11 protein-coding genes are annotated in these 19,082 nt (G+C 45.8%); 8 read left to right on the top strand and 3 right to left on the bottom strand.

Annotated elements, in window-relative coordinates; genetic code table 11:
* Positions 1 to 357: 357 nt before the first annotated feature.
* From DWX33_RS02300 to DWX33_RS02290, 3 genes are all read right to left on the bottom strand, one after another.
* Complete coding sequence (locus DWX33_RS02300; RefSeq protein WP_122379762.1) at positions 358 to 2,841, bottom strand: S9 family peptidase; 2,484 nt, start codon at positions 2,839 to 2,841, stop codon at positions 358 to 360.
* Positions 2,842 to 2,853: 12 nt separating this feature from the next.
* Positions 2,854 to 5,178, bottom strand: a complete 2,325-nt coding sequence (locus DWX33_RS02295; protein ID WP_122379761.1) for a glycoside hydrolase family 20 protein — start codon at positions 5,176 to 5,178, stop codon at positions 2,854 to 2,856.
* Positions 5,179 to 5,473: 295 nt separating this feature from the next.
* Positions 5,474 to 6,325, bottom strand: coding sequence for an MBL fold metallo-hydrolase (locus tag DWX33_RS02290; RefSeq protein ID WP_122379760.1), 852 nt, complete (start codon positions 6,323 to 6,325; stop codon positions 5,474 to 5,476).
* Positions 6,326 to 6,698: 373 nt separating this feature from the next.
* Here DWX33_RS02290 and DWX33_RS02285 point away from each other — a divergent pair, with 373 nt between their 5' ends.
* The 8 genes from DWX33_RS02285 (at position 6,699) to rfbD (ending at position 19,074) form a co-directional block, all read left to right on the top strand.
* Positions 6,699 to 9,761, top strand: coding sequence for a SusC/RagA family TonB-linked outer membrane protein (locus tag DWX33_RS02285; RefSeq protein ID WP_005866926.1), 3,063 nt, complete (start codon positions 6,699 to 6,701; stop codon positions 9,759 to 9,761).
* Between the two features lie 16 nt (positions 9,762 to 9,777).
* Positions 9,778 to 11,484, top strand: a complete 1,707-nt coding sequence (locus DWX33_RS02280; protein WP_005866928.1) for a RagB/SusD family nutrient uptake outer membrane protein — start codon at positions 9,778 to 9,780, stop codon at positions 11,482 to 11,484.
* A gap of 351 nt (positions 11,485 to 11,835) precedes the next feature.
* On the top strand, positions 11,836 to 13,404 hold the full coding sequence (locus DWX33_RS02275; protein WP_008780705.1) for an ATP-binding protein: 1,569 nt from the start codon (positions 11,836 to 11,838) through the stop codon (positions 13,402 to 13,404).
* Between the two features lie 15 nt (positions 13,405 to 13,419).
* The gene (locus DWX33_RS02270) at positions 13,420 to 15,195 is read left to right on the top strand and encodes a DUF6057 family protein (RefSeq protein ID WP_122379759.1); all 1,776 of its coding nucleotides are present in this window, start codon (positions 13,420 to 13,422) and stop codon (positions 15,193 to 15,195) included.
* A complete protein-coding gene (locus DWX33_RS02265; RefSeq protein WP_122379758.1) occupies positions 15,192 to 16,661 on the top strand; it encodes a PD40 domain-containing protein in 1,470 nt (489 codons plus the stop codon). Before DWX33_RS02270 ends, DWX33_RS02265 begins: the two co-directional genes overlap by 4 nt.
* Before the next feature lie 63 nt (positions 16,662 to 16,724).
* Positions 16,725 to 17,651 carry a Mur ligase family protein gene (locus DWX33_RS02260; RefSeq protein WP_005861318.1) on the top strand — a complete coding sequence of 309 codons (927 nt, stop codon included), beginning with the start codon at positions 16,725 to 16,727 and terminating at the stop codon, positions 17,649 to 17,651.
* Positions 17,648 to 18,196, top strand: coding sequence for a DUF4924 family protein (locus DWX33_RS02255; protein ID WP_057325995.1), 549 nt, complete (start codon positions 17,648 to 17,650; stop codon positions 18,194 to 18,196). The genes DWX33_RS02260 and DWX33_RS02255 overlap by 4 nt, the downstream gene beginning before the upstream one ends.
* Before the next feature lie 14 nt (positions 18,197 to 18,210).
* Positions 18,211 to 19,074, top strand: coding sequence for a dTDP-4-dehydrorhamnose reductase (rfbD, locus tag DWX33_RS02250; RefSeq protein ID WP_009018324.1), 864 nt, complete (start codon positions 18,211 to 18,213; stop codon positions 19,072 to 19,074).
* Positions 19,075 to 19,082 lie beyond the last annotated feature (8 nt).

Here is a 19,082-nt window from a genome sequence, read left to right as displayed (position 1 = left end):
TATTAAATTAACATATAACTTAAAATAATCCGTATTGACAAAGTTTCGTGTAAGTTTATTTTTATTGTCAATATGTTTGTTTATTGCAAATATATCTTTATATTTGCCGTACAGCTATTAAAATAAAATGCTTGCTGTAAATAGTACAATTAGACATAACAGATGTTTACATAGGTTGTATGTTCTATAATTTATTAAGATATTTATAATAATTAATAAATATTGAACGGAAAAGTGATTTAGTTCTTCGGAGACTAAGGTGTTTCATAAATACTATCTAATGTATTTAAATAAAAAAGAGTATCTAATTAAAGATACTCTTTAGATATATATGAATAGAGTGACCTATTTTGATTTTTATAGGCTTTTCGGAGGATATAATGCGTCCCACCACTCCGGTTGATCTTTCAACCACTTAGCGAACCATGCGTAAATTGTGTTATTCCACAAGATACGTTTGTCGTAATCCAGTATATGGTGGTTCTCTCCTTCTACCTGGACAAACGCTGTAGGCTTACCCAATAATTTTAATGCGGTAAACATCTGGATGCTCTCTCCAATCGGAACATTCGTGTCTGCGGTTCCATGTAAGAACAAGATCGGGGTATTGATCTTGTCTGCGTTAAATAGCGGACTTTGTAAAGTGTACATATCCCGGGCATTCCATGGATAACTGTTAGCGCTAGCCAACGAGCTGTATGAATATCCCCAGTAACCTTCTCCCCAATAGCTGGTGATGTCGCTGATTCCCGCATGAGACATGGCCGCCGCGAATATATCTGTTTTTGTTTGTAGGTATTGAGTCATGAAACCTCCGTATGAAGCCCCCATGCAACCGATTTTCTTCGTGTTGACAAAAGGATGCTGCTCACAGAACTTTTTCGTGCCTTCGATGATCTCGTCAGCGGTAAGTTTACCCCATGCGTTGACATGGCGTGCGGAGAACTCTTGACCGAACCCAGTCGCTCCACTGGGTTGTATGATGTAGACGATGTACCCTAAGCCGGCGTATACATGCGAAGGATAACGGCTTTCCATCACCCGGGCCGTAGGGGTTGTTCCTCCGTAATAATTCACGATCATCGGATATTTCTTGGTCGCATCAAAATGAGGAGGGAGATAGAAGCGGCCGTAAATCGTATCCCCTTGGGCGGAAACGAAATTCCAATCTTGCACTTCTCCTAAAGTGACGTCTCTCAAGATCTCTTTGGAGAGATCGATCAAGCAGGAAGAGGCGTCGTTTTTCAAGTTATAGGTATAAAGCCTTTGGGAATTGGAAGCGCTTAATCCGAAATAAACCATTTCGAAAGCTTGATTGGCGATGGAGTAATCGGAGATGACATCTTCCTTGGCTTGAAGTTGCTTAATCTTTCCGTTGGACGGGTTTAGACTATACATGCGAACACGGTCCTTATCTTTCGCCGTGATATAGATTTGTTTATCGAGGGCGTTCCACTCGTAGGAATCGACAGAGGGGTCAAAATCTTTCGTAAGCGGCTTTATACTTTTATCTGCTATATTGTATAGGAATAATTGCCCGTCGCTCGTATTCGATGTCTGTCCTTCTTTGATCTTTAATCCGATACCATCGAAAGCCTCTCCAGACGCGTCAACGAGTAATTGGGTGGCATCCGGGGAGAAAACGGCACGGCTTACGAATTTCTCACCTTTTATAAGGGTATCCACATGCATGGTTCGTAGATCCATCTTATATATATATGTACGTGAGAAAGGGCGCTCCGTTAAATTCGGTTCCCTACGACTGAATAGCAGATAGTGGCCGTCTTGAGATACATCGTTGATGTAAGTAGAAGTATGTCCATAGGTGAGCCGTTGGAACAATCCGGTTCGCAGGTCATATTTATGGATAAACATACGGTTTCTCCATCCCGGTTGGCGATCATCCGGCACCAGTATCTCTTGGATCTCTTTTCGTTCTTGCGGTCCTTTCTCCCGTATGGAGAATAATAGATAGTCCTCGGTAGGCCCGAAGCTGAAAGAACCTTCAGGCAATTGGCAGGCAAGGATGTTCTCCTTTTTACTGGTAGGGTCTAAGGTCACCAATTCCGTGCCTTTCATCCCTTTCCTTGTGTAATAGGCCAGATTGCTTTTAGGCATCCAGCGTAAGCTCTGTCCGTTCTCAACCAATACGGAACCGGTAGCCTTGTCTAGTATCTGGGTAAATGAGGACTGCTTTCCGCCGGGATAGGTTTCTTGATAGGAGACGATAATGAATTTTCCATTCGGGGACAGGCTGGCGGATTGGATGCGTTTACCATCAAATACATCACTTAATGTATAACGTTTCTCCGGATTGACGGTCGCGGTTACCACCGCGTCTTTTTCCGGGTTGAATGAGGCTTTTAAGGCATTCTCTTTGTGGCTCTCAGATAAATATTTAATTACGATTTCATAGCGTCGCGGCTCCAAGGTCAACGAGGCTTCTCCTTGGGTTAGTTTTATGGGTTGTCCATCCACGTAGACTTCTGAAATCTCAGGGCCATTGATCCTTAAGGTGCCTTTTGTATAGCGGTCACTATTCAGGTAGAAGGAAACCAAATGTAGTGCGTAGGAAGAGGCCGAGGTTGGCAAGGTCAGCTCTCCGGAAGACGCCGCGTCAAGGGTTTGTCCGCTTTGGGAAAGGTTGCAGAAAGGAACGGTCGTGTTCAATAGTTCCTTGTCAGAGAATCTCTTACTGTTTACATCCAGGCTATCTGCTAGGAAAGGCTTTTTCACCTCGTAAGGGCCGGCGTAATTGTAATGTCGCACGACAACCTCATCCGCCCATAGTGAGCAACAGGAGCATAGGGCTGAAAGAATTAAGATGTTTTTGTTTATCATGATATTTGTTATTTAGTATAAGATTTCTATCTCATCTACGAACAAGAATGCGGGACTTCCGGCGCCACCGTGCCATTTTGGTAGTTTGCTGCTGTTGATGATAACCTCGACATAGCGGGCCTTTACCGGGGCGAAGGATATCTCTTGGGGATATAAACCGTCCTTGTCGTTTTGGGTTAGCTCCGGGATTTTCTTGGAAGCTACTTCCTTGAAATTCTTGCCATCATCGGATACCTTTACGGTTACGGCGGAGGCGCCCATGATCCAGTCACCTTTCACCACATTCGTATTGAAAGATACCTTCTGGATTTCGGTTGGTTCCTTTAGATCGATCGTGGCGTCAAGGTCTTTTCCTTGGAAACCCAGCCAATGGCCGGTCTTGTAATTGCTTCCTCCACGTAAGCCGTCTACCAATACCTGTGCCCCGTTGAAAACGTATCCTTTGCTGGGTTGCTCTTTCAAGGTGATGGGCTTCATCGTCGCTTTATTGAAGAAGATATCTTCTGAGAAGATGCGGCTCGTACCGTTCGGACGGACAACGATCGCCTTGAATTCGCAATCTTGGTTGATCTGTACCGGGCCTTCATACTTGATGCTGGCGATCGTAGGATCGCTACCGTCTATCGTATAATAGATATCTCCTTCACCCAACTTCGTCAAGGCAATGTCGAGTGTTCCGTTCTCCGTATTGGTGGTCAGGGAGGCGTTAATATCGAAGATATGCTTTCCGTAATTATATCCCAAACGATCGTAAAGTTGTGTCATGCGGGCTACACGGGGCAGGAACGTCTGATAATCTTTCTTGGACGGATCGCTCCACTGGATATCGGCTACGGCGTCGATACGGGGCATGATCATGTATTCTACCTGTGAGAAGGTCGGGATATATTCCGTCCAGAGGTTGGCTTGCGCCCCGATCACGTACTTCTGGTCTTCAGGAGAGATACCGGCTGTCGGCTCAAAAGAATATACTTTCTCTAACGGCAAGTAACCACCGATAGCATCGGGCTCAAGATCCGTATCCGCTGATTGATAGTAATCCAGATATACATATGTATTCGGTGTCATGACCACGTTATGCTTTTGCTTGGCGGCTTCGATACCTCCATCCATGCCTCTCCAGCTCATTACCGTGGCATTCGGGGCCAAGCCTCCTTCTAGGATCTCGTCCCAGCCGATGATATGGCGTCCTTTGCTCTCCACGAATTTCTCCATGCGGGAGATCACGTAGCTTTGCAAATATTCCTCGGCGGAATGTTTCTTGTCCCCCTTGATACCTTCCGCCTTGATGCGAGCTTGGCATTTCGGGCATTTCTCCCAACGTACCTTCGGGCACTCATCACCACCTACATGGATATATTCGGACGGGAAAAGATCGATGACCTCGCTCAATACGTCTTCTAGGAATTGCATGGATTTCTCGTTTCCGGCGCAGATCACGTCGTCGGCTACTCCCCATTGGCCCCATACGTCATAAGGGCCCCCGGTGCATCCCAGTTCCGGGTAAGTAGCCAAGGCTGCCAATTGATGTCCCGGCATATCGATTTCCGGGATGATCGTGATATGGCGTTCGGCGGCATAGTTGATGACATCGCGAATCTGGTCTTGTGTATAGAAGCCCCCGTATTCCTTTCCGTCATATGTTCCGGAGTTATGGCCGATCACGGTTTCCTTGCGTTTAGATCCGATCTGTGTCAATTCCGGATATTTCTTGATCTCGATACGCCAACCTTGGTCATCGGACAGATGCCAGTGGAACGTATTTTGGTTGTGCAAGGCAAGGATATCGAGATACGTTTTTACCGAATCCACGGGGAAGAAATGGCGGCTGACATCCAGCATCATGCCTCTATAGGCAAAACGGGGATAGTCGTTGATGGTAGCTGCCGGTAATTCTACGTTCATCCCTTGGGCCGTGGCCGGGATCGATTTACGTAATGTCTGGATACCATAAAATACGCCGGCATCCGTACTTCCGGCGATCCGTATCCCGTTATCGCTAACGGTCAGTTGATATCCTTCCGGATTCTGGATACTTTGGTCGATAACGAGGCTGATCCCCTTACCGGGCTGGCCGGTAGCGGTTGCTAATTCATAGCCCGTGATTTCCTTGATATAAGAAGCGAGGAACTCGGCGTTCTTCTTCATCTTATCATTGCCCTCCGGATAAAATATCTTCGTGGATGGACTTAGGACGAAAGGATTTCCGTTCGTCAATGTTACTTCTTGTGGCAAAGGCACTACTCCGTAATCTCCTTTTACGGCCTTACCACCGGAGCAAGCGATCATTCCCGTGCAAAATGTCAGGACGAGCGCTAGTTTGCTTAGGCTGTTCATGTGTTTAGAGTTTAGAATGTAAAACAATAATTGATTCAGTATCACCGCCCAAAGATAAATAGAATTAGCCGTTTTATCTAATGCTTTTACACTTTTGATGCGATAACTTTAGGGATTTTGTCTATATATATAGACTATTTATCAACTGGTGCATGATCGTCCACCAGCTGTTGCATGATCATCCAACAGTTGGTAGACGATCATGCAACGGCTGGTGGATGATGAATACTTCTATAAGAAATGTCTAAGGAATATGGAAGAAACACCTAAGGTCTAAAGGGAAAAGGGCTAGGGACTAAGGGAAAAGAAACGTCTTCTTGAGAGGTATTTCCTTGTCTTTCTTATAATAAGAATTCACACGTTTTACGGTTGTGCAGCGGATGTAAGCGTCATGGCAGTAGATGAGCGCTTGCCTTTTTTCGGCGGCTTCGGCAAGCATGCGCAGTTTCTCGTTGTATGACGTGACCGGATACGTGTCGTAAGCGGAGATCCATTCCGGGGATACGCTGGCTACAAGGGGGATAACATCTCCGGCAAAGACAAAAGTCCGATCTTCCGTATGGATATAGGGAACAATTTGCCCCGGAGTGTGCCCATCATACAAGCGTAGCTCTATCGTGGGGCAAATCGAAGTGTCGGCATCTAGCAGCCGTAAGGAATTAGCATCCGCGACGGCTTGCATATTCTCGATAAAATAGGAATCTTTCTCCAAGGCGTTCGGATGAAGGAAATTCTCCCATTGCTTGCGGCTAACCCAGTGGTTCGCATTTGGGAATGAGAGAAATAAATGTCCGGTAGATTCATCCTTTTGCGTGGTATAACCGCAATGATCGAAATGGAGATGGGTGAGGACAACATCCGTGATTTCCTCCGGTTGAATTCCCCGGTTTCGTAGTTCCGTGCCGAGGTCTACCAAGTTGAAGAAGCGGTAATAACTTAGTTGTTTTAAGTGTTTATTTCCCGCTCCGTTATCTACTAGGACGATGCGTCCGTCATCTGTTTTTATGACAAGGCTACGCATGGCGAGCACGCAACCATTTGTCTCGTCGCTCGGATAGCGACGGCTCCAAGCGCTTTTAGGAATGGCCCCGAACATGGCGCCTCCGTCGGCGTAGAAGTAGCCGGTATCGATGATTTGTAGTTTCATGGTTTCTGCATTCTTTCTTTGGGGGAGTAAAGGTATGGTTTTTATCATACTCAATAGTATAATAAATGTGAAAATGACTGGTTTAAACGTTGGTTTAGACTAGTCATTTTGATGGATGGGATAGTGCATTTGACACAATTTTAATATTGGATGTAATGTGTTGATTATAAGTCTTATTACTAATAGAGTCGAAAAATGATTTAAATGAATGTTGCTTAATTTAAATTAATGGTTAACTTTGCGGACGACTAGTCTAAACGAACGTTTTAGCTAGTCATTTTTATTAGGGACTGCGCTCAGAGATAGCAGAAAGTAGGTTTTTGGTGTTTGAATATTGTTAATCTCAATTAATTATAACCATTTAATAATAAAGATGGAAAAATGTAGTAAGAAGAGCAAGCAATTGTGTTTAAGCTTGTTCAAACCAAGTGTTATGATGCTTACCACGGGATTCCTATGTATGGCCTCCTTTCAAGGATTGGCGGCTGTGGAACCCTCGCACAACTACGGACCGAATGTTGAATCGGTCATGCAAAATGGTAAGACTATTACGGTTAAGGTTTCAGATTCAATGGGTGAGTTGATCGGCGCGAACGTGTTGGTCAAGGGAACTACTATCGGTAACGTAACCGACATGAACGGCTCGGTTACGTTGCAAGATGTGCCCGCAAACGCTGTTTTGGAAATCTCTTATATCGGTTACACGACCAAGGAAGTCCCGGTTGGCAGTCAAAGTGTTATAAATGTTACGTTGTCGGAAGATTCCCAGGCTCTTGAAGAGGTCGTGGTCGTAGGTTACGGTACGATGGAGAAGAAGCAAGTGACCAGCTCCGTTACCTCATTGTCTGCCGGCGATATGATGAAGGGTGTGGGTGGTGCCGATATCACCAGCTCTTTGCAAGGTAAGATCAGCGGTTTGATCTTGCAAAATAATGGTAGTGCCAATGGTACGACCACGATCCAGTTGCGTGGTTTGACCTCTATCAACTCTGGTAAGGCTCCATTGATCGTTGTCGATGGTTTCCCGGGAGGTGATATTCGTGCCTTGAACCAAGACGATATCAAATCTATCGATGTGCTGAAAGATGCTTCCGCTGGTGCGATCTATGGTACACGTGCTGCTTCGGGTGTGATCTTGATCACAACGAAGAGTGGTTCTAACACGAATGGTAAAGTAAAATTGAATTATAGTACTGAGCTTTCGAAGAAACAAAACTATGGCCGTCCGGATATGATGACCGCCGATGAATATCGCAATCGTACGGACGTGAATATCACTGATTACGGGCAGAACGCTGATTGGTGGGACGCTCTTTTGCAGAAGGATAACTTCTCGCAAAAACATCACCTCTCTTTGGAGCTAGGTACCGAGAACGCACAAGTGTACACCTCTTTCTTCTATGAGACCAACGAAGGCATCACGATTAAGGATAACCGTAAGGACTATGGTGGACGCTTGAATGCAAACTTTAAGCTGTTCGATGGTTGGTTAGAGATCCGTCCGATCGTGGATTATCGTCAGACTGCTCGTACTTCCGATGGATCGGATGAGGATAAGAAGGCAAACTTCAAGCAGGCGTTGTATAATAACCCGACTCGTTCGCCATTTGACCCGGAAAGCCCGACAGGCTATAATGTGTGGACTGGCGAGACATTGGACTATAATATCGTAGCCGACCGTATGTTGACCGACTATGAGGGATTGGACAAGTGGTTCAAGCCTGAGGTTACAATGAAGTTGAACATCAAGCCCATTGAGGGATTGAGCTATTCTCAGACATTGGGTTACGAGAACCGTCAGTGGGAGCTCCACCAGTTCCGCTCTCGTTACCACCGCGATGAGGTGACAAACAACCGTGGCGGTTGGGCTAAACTTGAGTTCTCAAAGACTGAGCACCTTACATCTGAGGGTTACTTCACATATCTGAAGGAGTTCAAGGGTGGCCATAGCTTGAATGCCGTTGCTGGTTACTCTTATTTCGAGAAGAATGGAGAGAATTTCAATGCTGAGAACTATGACTTCGGTGTTGAGGGACTGAAATATTGGGACTTAGGTGCGGGTTCATATCTGACAGATGGTAAGGCTGCCATGGGATCAGGTAAGAATATCACAGAGCGCCTGTTTGCATTGTATGCTCGTGCCAACTACTCTTACAATGACAAATATATGGTTTCTGCCACAATCCGTCATGAGGGATCATCAAAGTTTGCCGCCGAGAACCGTTGGGGTAACTTCTGGGCGTTGTCCGGAGGTTGGCGTGTATCTGCCGAGGAGTTCATGAAGGAGTTTGACTGGGTGAGCGACTTGAAGGTTCGTTTTGGTTATGGTGTTACAGGTAATAACGACTTCGATGCTTCCTATATGGCTAATACGTTGAGCCGCGACCAATACTGGATGCTTCCTAGCGGAAGCTGGGCTTATGTCTATGGTCCGAGCTCTAACGTGAATCCTTATTTGGGATGGGAGGAGAAGAAGGAGTGGAATATCGGTGTGGACTACTCATTCTTTGGCAACCGTATGTATGGTAAGTTCGATTACTATCGTCGTAAGATCGATGGTATGATCTACGAGGTGAATGTTCCACAGCCACCGTATCCAAATGGCAAGCAATGGCAGAATATTGGCGAGATGGAGAGTAAAGGATGGGAGTTCGAGGTTGGTGGTGACATCATCCAGAATAAGGACTTCACTTGGACTTCCAGCTTGAATATGAGCCATAACTCGGGTAAGATCCTTACGATGTATGGCAACAATTCACGTATGGATGGTAACGCTATGGATGAACCGGGATGGCCGGGCGATGCCGCTCGTATTGAAGAGGGGGCAGAGATCGGTGCGTTCCATATGTGGAAATTCGCTGGATTCGACGATAAAGGAGACTTCCTTTTGTACAATAAGGATGGTGAGGTTATACCTGCTTCCCAGAAGAGTGTAGACGACAAACAATATATCGGTAATTATCTGCCCAAGGTGATGATGGGATGGAACAATACCTTTACTTATAAGAATTTTGACTTGGGTATTAATATGCGTAGTTGGATAGGTTTCGATGTCTTGAATACTTATCCGATGTACTTGGGTATCCAGGGACAGAGTGGTGCCGGCCAGTGGAATCTTTGGAAACCGGCGCTTGACGATCCGAAGTTTAAGGACATTCGCGGCGTGAAGCAGCTTTGCGATTACTTCTTGGAGGATGGCTCGTTCTTGAAGATAGATGCGATTACGTTAGGTTATACATTGGCGTTGAATAAGTATACAAAATGGGCAGAGCGTCTGCGCGTATATGGAACTGTCGGCAATGTAGCGACTATTACAGGATATAGCGGACATAATCCAGAGGTAGATATCACAGGCTGGACAGGTGGTACCGATAAGGTTTGGAACTGTGACCCGATTGTCCGCACATACACTTTAGGTATTCAAGTAACATTCTAAAAAAGGTAAGAAGAAAATGAAAATTAGCAAGATAACAAATTGGATGGTAGCCGGGGCTGCTTGCTTGCTGCTGGGTACCTCATGTGATGTGGATCCTACCTTCTATTCGCAGGTTGTTCCCGACACGTATTATACGAATGCAGACGCGATTTGGTCGCGTTTTAATCGTCCTTTTACGCATTGGCGTTGGTGGGTAGCTCATAACGACGCTCGTGTGCGCTTGATGGAAGTGGGAACTGATGCTATGTGTGTGCCTACTCGTGGTAATGACTGGTTTGATGGCGCCGTTTATCAGAACATGCATCATCATCATTTTATGGATGATATGAGCCCGATGAAGGATGGATGGGACTTGACGACGATGGGTGTGGCTCAGTCGTGGAGTGCCTTGGAGGATTTGGAGAATATCGATTTCGTATCGGTGGGCTTGACTGAGGAGGATCGTGTATCAATGATTAATCAGTTGAACGTATTGGCTGCCTCTTTTTATTTGGATGGTTTGGACATGTTTGGTGGTATGCCTCTTTACACATCTACGAAGGAGGATGTGAAGGCTCGTGCTACAGATGTGGAGACTTTCCATTTTATCGACTCCTTGTTGGATGTATCTATGCCGAATCTTCCGTTGAAGGAGACCTTGGGAGCACCCGAGACGAACGTTATCCATCGTGCTGTGGCTGCGGCTTTGAAGGTTCGTTTGTATTTCAACGCTGAATCGTATATCAATAAACCGATGTATGAGGAGGCCGCTAAGATTTGTCAGGATATTATCGATGGAAAGTATGGTCAGTATAAATTGGCCAACCATTTCACCGAGATCTTTGGTTGGGGTAATGAGACTTGCCCGGAGATTATCTGGACAGTACCTTCCGAGAATGCCAAAGGTGAGACGGATGGTGGTTTGACTGCCTTCACTCTTCCCTATAATTTCAAGGATTTCTTAGGGGGCTTGCAGGATGCTAGTGGTAATAATGGGCTTTGCCTATGCCCTAGTCGCGATCCGGAGGGTAACTTGTATAAGTTTAACGTAGGTAATCCATACGAGACATTCAACGACAAGGATATCCGTAAGCAGCAGTATGTATATGAGGGTGGTCGCAAATACCGTGGTATGTTTATCGTTGGTGAGTTGCAAAACCCGGATTTCCCCGAGTACAAATGCTTGGGTGCCCGCGAGTATGCCGGCAAGGTCTTGAATGTCGTAGACCAGATCGCTCATATCAGCCAGGTGGGCAATACGGTAGCCAGTCTTAAGGATCTGACTTCTACGATTGCCGATGCAGAGGAGAACTCAGGCGTGCGTGTTCTTAAATTTAGTCCTCTGCCTAATCAAGATGAGTTCAAGGAACGTTTCAACCCAGATTGTCCTGTAATTCGTCTGACAGAGATCTATTATACTTTGGCGGAATGTAAGATGCGTTTGGGCGATAAGAATGGTGCGGCCGATATCATCAACTCCATCCGTAAGCGTAACTTCGAGGGTGGAAACGACCCGGATCCTGTTACCGCTGCCAATTTGGATAAATACCGTATGCTGAAGGAATGGATGCAAGAGTTCTTGCGCGAGGCCCGTCGTCGCACGGACTTAATCCGTTGGGACGCATATGTGACAGAGGATTGGTGGGATCATAAGGCTACGAACGATGAGAAATACAATCGTTATCCATTGCATCAATTGTCATTGGGTGCGAACCCGTTGTTGGAACAGAACCCGGGATATTAATAAGTTAAACTTAATATAAAAAAGGAGGTATGTCAGTTGGGCATACCTCCTTTTTTTGATATGGTGTGGAAAACGCAGTAGTACTTACTTAACCGGAGAATATATACTTCATCGGGCAAGTAAGTATATATTTGTAGACGAAGTAAGTACTACTGCGTTTTCTGGCATATAATTTTGATCTGCTATTAGTTCTTATTCAAAATGGGAGGAATTGCGTTTGATCGAGCGTTTTTTCCTGCCAGTCAAGCGTATTGTCAAGGAAAGTTTTTGAGATCATATGTTCTTATCTTGTTCCGATAAAAAGGAATGTCTATCTTTGTTCATGGTAAGTATATCTAAACGATCATCGCTATGAACCAGACAATTTATCCTATCGGCATACAGAACTTCGAGAAGATCCGTAAAGACGGTTATCTCTATATTGATAAGACAGCTTTGATTTATCAGTTGGCTAAGACCGGAAGTTACTATTTCTTGAGTCGTCCGCGGCGTTTCGGCAAGAGTCTCTTGCTATCTACGTTGGAGGCCTATTTCCAAGGGAAGAGGGAGCTGTTCGAGGGGTTGGCGATGGAACGGTTGGAGAAAGACTGGGAGGTATATCCGATCTTGCATTTGGACTTGAATGCTCGTCATTATAAAGATACTGCCGCTCTGACTAGTATCTTGAATGAGTTCTTGGAGAAATGGGAGGCTTTATATGGAACGGAGAAACAGGATCGTGCCTTGGAGGAACGTTTCAGTTATGTGATAGAACAGGCTTACCGCCAGACCGGGCATCGCGTGGTGATATTGATTGACGAGTACGACAAGCCTTTGCTGCAAAACCTGCACGATGAAAAGACGCAAACGCAATTGCGGAATATGTTGAAGCCTTTCTACGGCGTGTTAAAGACGATGGATAGAGCCATTCGTTTCGCTTTGTTGACAGGGGTGACGAAGTTTGGTAAGGTAAGCGTGTTCAGCGATTTGAATAACCTTATGGATATCTCGATGGACAATCGCTACGTCGAGATATGTGGCATCACGGAGAAAGAGATACATGCCTACCTAGAAGAGGAGTTGAAGGAGCTGGCTGAGACACAGGAACTGGATTATGAGGAAACCAGCCAGAAACTCAAGGAGCGCTATGACGGATACCATTTTACCGCCAAGTCTGCGGGAATATACAATCCCTTTAGCCTATTGAATACCTTCGCCAAGATGGAGTTCGGAGATTATTGGTTCGAGACCGGTACGCCCTCTTACCTCGTTGAATTACTCAAGCATACCCATTACGACCTTTACGAGATGGCGAACACGGAGACTGATGCGGATGTGTTGAACAGTATCGATGCTGCCTCGAAAAATCCCGTTCCCGTAATCTACCAGAGTGGTTACTTGACGATCAAGGATTACGATCCTGAATTTGGTATCTACCGGCTAGGTTTCCCGAACCGGGAAGTGGAAGAAGGTTTCGTGAAATATCTCCTTCCATTTTACACGAGTGTTAGTGCGCCCAAGACCCCTTTCGAGATCGGGCAATTCGTACGAGAGATACGCTCCGGTGATTACGATGCGTTCTTCCGCCGTTTACAAAGCTTCTTCGCTGATACACCCTATGAGGTGATCGCCGGCCAGAAGCCGGAGCGTGATACGGAGTTGCATTACCGGAACGTGCTTTTTATCGTATTTAAGTTGGTTGGACTTTATACGCAGGTGGAATATCATACCTCACAAGGGCGTATTGATCTCGTTCTGAAGACCGATCGCTATATCTACGTGATGGAATTCAAGCTGAACGGCACCGCCGAGGAGGCGTTGCGCCAGATAGAGGAGAGACAGTATGCGCTTCCCTTTGCGAGTGATCCACGGCAAGTTTTTAAGATCGGCGTGAACTTCTCCTCTGTGACCCGTAACATCGAGCGATGGTTGGTGGAATAATAATCTATTAAGTATATGAACTGGAAACAAACGCTTTTCTGGTCTTTTTCGACAGCTGCTATTTTTTATTATTTCCTGCTTTTTGGCGTGTTTGTGTTTGTCGGTCAGGAGGAGATGCAATTGTTTATACCTGAGTGGTGGTATATCCGGGAGTTCCTTTTTCAGCCGGGAGGATTTTGCGCTGTCGCCGGGCAATGGATCATTCAATACTACCGGCAGCCTATGTCGGCGGTGGTTCTCCATACGGTTTTACTCGTTGGTTGCGGGTTTATGGTCTATAGGATCTTGCGTTGTTTTTCTGACAAGACCTACCTGCTGTTCCTTTCTTTATTGCCGGTCCTGTATCTGGTTAAGATGAGTATTCATGGGGAGTATTTGGTGGACGGGACGGTTGGCGTGGTTTTGATGCTTTTAGCATTGTCGGTCTCGCTAAAGGTGCGGCGGGCGGGTTCTATTGCCGAATACGGAATTGCCTCTACACTTTTTTTATGTGGGCTGACCGGGCTTCTTTCGGTCTGTTACGCTTTCTTATATACGCTGTTAGCCTTACTCCGCTACAAAACGTCGCGGCAAAGATTGGCCGCCGCTGCCTGCTTGATCCCAGCGCTTTTTATCTATTTGTTTAGCGGATGGTTAGGGATTCCTGTACCTTTGTCTGATGGATGGATGCCGGAAGCCTATCTGGAGATACAGCGATTACCTCATTATTATATGTATCGTGTATGGACTTTCTTTACCCTTTCGATTGTCGGTGTTGCTTTATTTGCTCGCTTTGTTCCGGTGATTGGCGAGAAGAGTAAATGGATGGATCGGGTAGCCCTTGTTGTTTGTCTGATCACGGCGCTGGTATCCATCCGGTTTTGCCTGCCGGAACCTTGGCATGCGCAACGCATGATGCTTGACGAGCTCTCTTTCTTAGCCCGGGAGAGGCAATGGGACGCCATTATTGATAAGTACCGGGGAAAGCAGATCTATAATTATGTTAGCTTAAACTATTTGAATATGTCGTTGGCCCATAAGGGAGAATTGGCCGACCGGATGTTTACTTTCGATCAGAAAGGAACGAAAAGCTTATGTGCCGATTGGAATCAGACCTTTTACATGGATCGTTTATTGAGCGATGTTCATTTTCTTGTTGGCGATGTCTCTTTGTCTGAAAGCTTTGCGATGGACGGATTTACGCAAGCCAAACGTAAAGGGAGTGCCCGCATGATGCAACGTTTCGTGCAAGTTTGTCTGATTAGGGGTGAGGTGGCGCTGGCCAAGAAATATTTGGACTTGCTTGCCGCTATGCCATTCTATAAAGATTGGGCTTGCCGTTATGCTACCTATCTGGTACATCCGGAATTAATGGATAAAGATCCGGAGTTGAGTGACAAATATATGCCTGTTGAGAAAAGGGATCGACTGAGTTTGTCCGTACCTGTCGATTCCTTATGGAGTGGATACAATCTTCCGGATCATCGGATCGGTTGGGAATACCGGGGATGTTATTATTTGTTGGGTAAGAAGCTGGATGCATTTGGCCGGTTCTTGGAAGAGACACCTTTCATGAAGGGGGAACCGATACCCCGGCATTTCCAAGAAGCCGGATTGTTGTTGGCGGACAAAGACAGTATATCGCTTTCCTCCTATTCCATACAGCCGGAGATCGTAGATCGATACCGGGAATTCAAGCAGGTTTTGGGACGATCTGCCAACCAAGTGGATGTGTCCTCGATGTATCGACAATTTGGAGATACCTATTGGTATTATTACTATTTCAAGATCTTTAAAGGAGAAGAACAATGAAGCGATTATCTATCTGTTGGATTATAGGTTGTCTTTTGGGACTTGTGGCTTGTAAACCGGAAGTTCCTGCGCAAGCGGAACAAGGAGAAACTGACGTGTTTCCGGATTACAGGGAAATTACTGTACCGGTCAATATGGCCCCTCCCAATTTCAAGTTGGTTGATCAACAGCTACAGGGGATAATTCGGTTGAAAACTATGAATAGGGAGTTGATAATCGCAGCCGATCATGGTGTTTTCAACCTGCCGGAAACGGATTGGAAGGTCTTATCGCAGGACGCACAAGGAAAACAAATAGATGTGACGGTTTATTTTCGAGAACCTCAAAGTGATTGGAAACAAATGAGTTTCCCTATCTATGTGTCAAGAGATTCCGTTGACGCTTATTTGGTGTATCGCCGTATTTTTCCCGGATATCGGATGTGGAACGAGATGGGGATTTATCAACGATGTGTTGAAAACTATGTTGAAAAGTCTATTCTTGATAACCAATCGACAAATAATAGTTGTATGAACTGCCATGCCTTTTGTGAGCGACAAGGGGAACAAATGCTTTTTCATCAGCGGGGTTCTCATAATGGGACTTACTTGATTGATCATCGGCAGGTAAAGACGATCGCATTGGAACGGGACGGTAAGCCGGCTTCGTTCGTTTATCCGTATTGGCATCCATCCGGCCGGTATGTCGCTTTTTCTACCAATGAGACCCACCAAGACTTCCATCTTTCCGATGAGAATCGGATTGAGGTATATGACGTGGAATCGGACGTGCTGATCTATGACACGGAGAAGGAGAGGGTATTCAGTTCGCCATTATTGGCTTCCATGGCGTGTTATGAGACTTTTCCTACTTTTACTCCGGATGGTAACTATCTGCTGTTCTGTTCGGCGGATTCTGTCTGTATGCCGGAAAATTATCGGGATGTCCGGTATAACCTGCTACGAGTCGCTTTTGATCCGGAAGACGGTTCGATTGGAACCCAAGTGGATACCTTATATAATGCGAGGGAAGCGGGCCGGAGTGTTAAGTTCCCGAGAGTCTCCCCGGATGGGAAGCGGCTACTTTATACGGTGTCCGATTATGGCAATTTCTCTATTTGGCATAAGGATGCGGATTTGTATATGCTGGATCTGTCTACCGGGGCAATCGATTCTTTGCCGGAAGTGAATAGCCCGGATGTAGAGAGCTATCATTCTTGGAGCGGCAATAGTCGTTGGTTTGTCTTTTCCAGCCGCCGGGACGATGGGCTTTTCACACGCCCGTATTTGGTACATGTGAATGAGCGGGGGCAGTGCGGTAAACCTTTCTTGTTACCGCAAGCGTCTCCGGATTATTATGAATGCTCCCTGTTCTCGTTTAATGTTCCGGAATTTATACATACTCCGGTTATAATCTCGAAGGAAAGGCTGGTCGAGGCTTCACGAAAAGAAGACACTACGACCATTAAACATATCGAGGGCATCTAATTTTTCACTTCTTTGTGCCGAAGGTATTTATAAAAGTCGTACTTTTGCGCTAAAATCAAAACGATGCGAAAAGTTCATTTGATCTCCGTAACCGAACCTTTGGTTTTAGATCTAGCCCTAGCACTTCGAGAAAAAGGATATGAGGTAAGCGCTTCCGGTTGTGGTCTGACTGAAGAGATGATAGGAAGACTTCATAACGCGGGCTGTACCTGTTATGGGGATGGGTGGTTTCCGGAGAAATTAATAAAAGATATTCACTCGGTGGTTTTGGGTGCTAAAGTAAAGCAAGATAACCCGGAATTATTGCGTGCGAAGGAATTGGGGATGTTAATCCAATCCATTCCGGAATTTATATTTCAACGGACTCGGTCGAAAACTCGGGTTGTTGTGGCGGGTAGTCGTGGAAAGAAGACAATTATTTCCATGATGGTCTGTGCGTTGCGTCGGCAAAAGTTGGCGTTCGACTATGCGTTGACTAGCAAGGTGGACTCGCTTCCGAATCGGGTACATTTGAGTTATGAGGCACGTATCGCTTTGATCGAAGGAGATGAGCATATCACCTCTGCCTTGGACAAGCGTTTCCAATTGGAATTCTATCGTCCGCATATCGCCATCCTGACGAATTTATCTTGGTCTACCGAGACGGATCATGCGACTCCGGAGGCCTATTTATCCACTTATCAGTCTTTCTCCGTTTCTATTGAGCGGGAAGGGAAATTGATTTATTTTGGAGGTGATGATACTGTCAGTCAGTTGGCAGGGGACGTCCGGAGCGATATCACCGCTATCCCTTTTGAGGAACATCCGGTCGTGGAGAAAGACGGGCAGACTTTTTTGCATACTCGCTACGGAGACTATCCGGTACGGATTCCCAATCGCTATTTCTTGATCAATCTGAATGCTGCACGTTTGGCTTGCCGGCAGTTAGGCGTTAAAGACGCGGATTTTTATCAAGCGTTATCGGAATATAGTTTATCTTTGCCGATATGATAATAGCTAGACAAAAAAGAAAAGAGAATATCGCTGAATATCTGCTTTATATGTGGCAGGTTGAGGACTTGATCCGGGCGAATAAGTTCGATATGGATTCGATCAACCGCACGGTGATCGCCCATTACGACCAGCCCGAGGAGGTGAAGAAGGAAATCGCTCAATGGTACGAGGAATTGATCGAGATGATGCGTAGCGAAGGGGTGATGGAGAAAGGTCATATCCAATTGAACAAGAATGTGATTATTACTTTGACCGATTTGCATCTCTGTCTTTTGAAATCTCCGAAAGAGATGGTTTATAGCGCGGCTTATTATAAGACGCTTCCTTATATCGTACAGCTCCGGGCTAAATCGGGTGGAGAGGATCTGCCGGAGTTGGAAACTTGTTTCGCCGCCGTATATGGCTATCTGCTTTTGCGTATGCAAGGGAAAGAGGTGAGTGCGGAGACGTTAGAGGGTATTAAACAAATCAGCTCCTTCTTGGCGTTGCTCGCCGAGAAATATCGGGAAGATATGAAAGGGGAACTTAAACTAGAGGATTAATAATAGATATAGACATGAAGACAGTTTTGGTAACCGGAGCGAACGGTCAATTGGGAAGTTCTATCCACGCTCGTATCAGCCAGTATCCCGGCTATAATTTTCTTTTTACGGATATAGATACGTTGGATATTTGCGACAAGGAGGCCGTCCGGAAATATGTCTTGGAAAATGATGTTCAATATGTCATGAATTGCGCCGCTTATACGGCGGTGGATAAAGCGGAGGAGCATGAGGATTTGTGTATGCGCATCAACCGGGATGCGGTACGGAACTTAGGTGAGGCCGCTCATGCCGTAGGTGCGAAGGTGATTCATGTATCTACCGATTATGTGTTCGATGGAACGAGTTGCCGTCCTTATCTGGAAAGCGATGCGACTTGTCCTGTTTCCGTATATGGACATACGAAACTGGCGGGAGAGCAGGCCTTGATGGAGGTGTGTCCGGATTCCGTGATTATCCGTACGGCTTGGTTGTATTCCGAGTATGGAAACAATTTTATGAAGACGGTATTGCGTTTGGGAAAGGAGCGGGATGAGTTGCGTTTCATATTCGACCAAGTGGGTACGCCTACTTATGCCGGAGATTTAGCGGTCGCTATGCTTACCGTGCTGGAACGTGCCGAGGCGGGTAAATTTATACCGGGTATCTATCATTTCTCGGACGAGGGGGTGTGTAGCTGGTATGATTTTACGGTAAAGATCTTGCAAATAGCAGGTATGAATAACCGGGTGATACCCATAGAGACCAAGGATTATCCGACACCGGCCAGCCGGCCGCATTATAGCGTATTGAATAAAGGTAAGATAAAAAGCTCGTACGGACTGACGATTCCCCATTGGGAGACTAGCTTGGCCTACTGCATGAATAACAAAGTGTAACTGATAAC

The sequence above is a fragment of the Parabacteroides sp. AF19-14 genome, from assembly GCF_003635485.1.
Classification (GTDB): Bacteria; Bacteroidota; Bacteroidia; order Bacteroidales; family Tannerellaceae; genus Parabacteroides; species Parabacteroides distasonis.
This window is presented reverse-complemented; position numbering and strand designations above follow the sequence as displayed.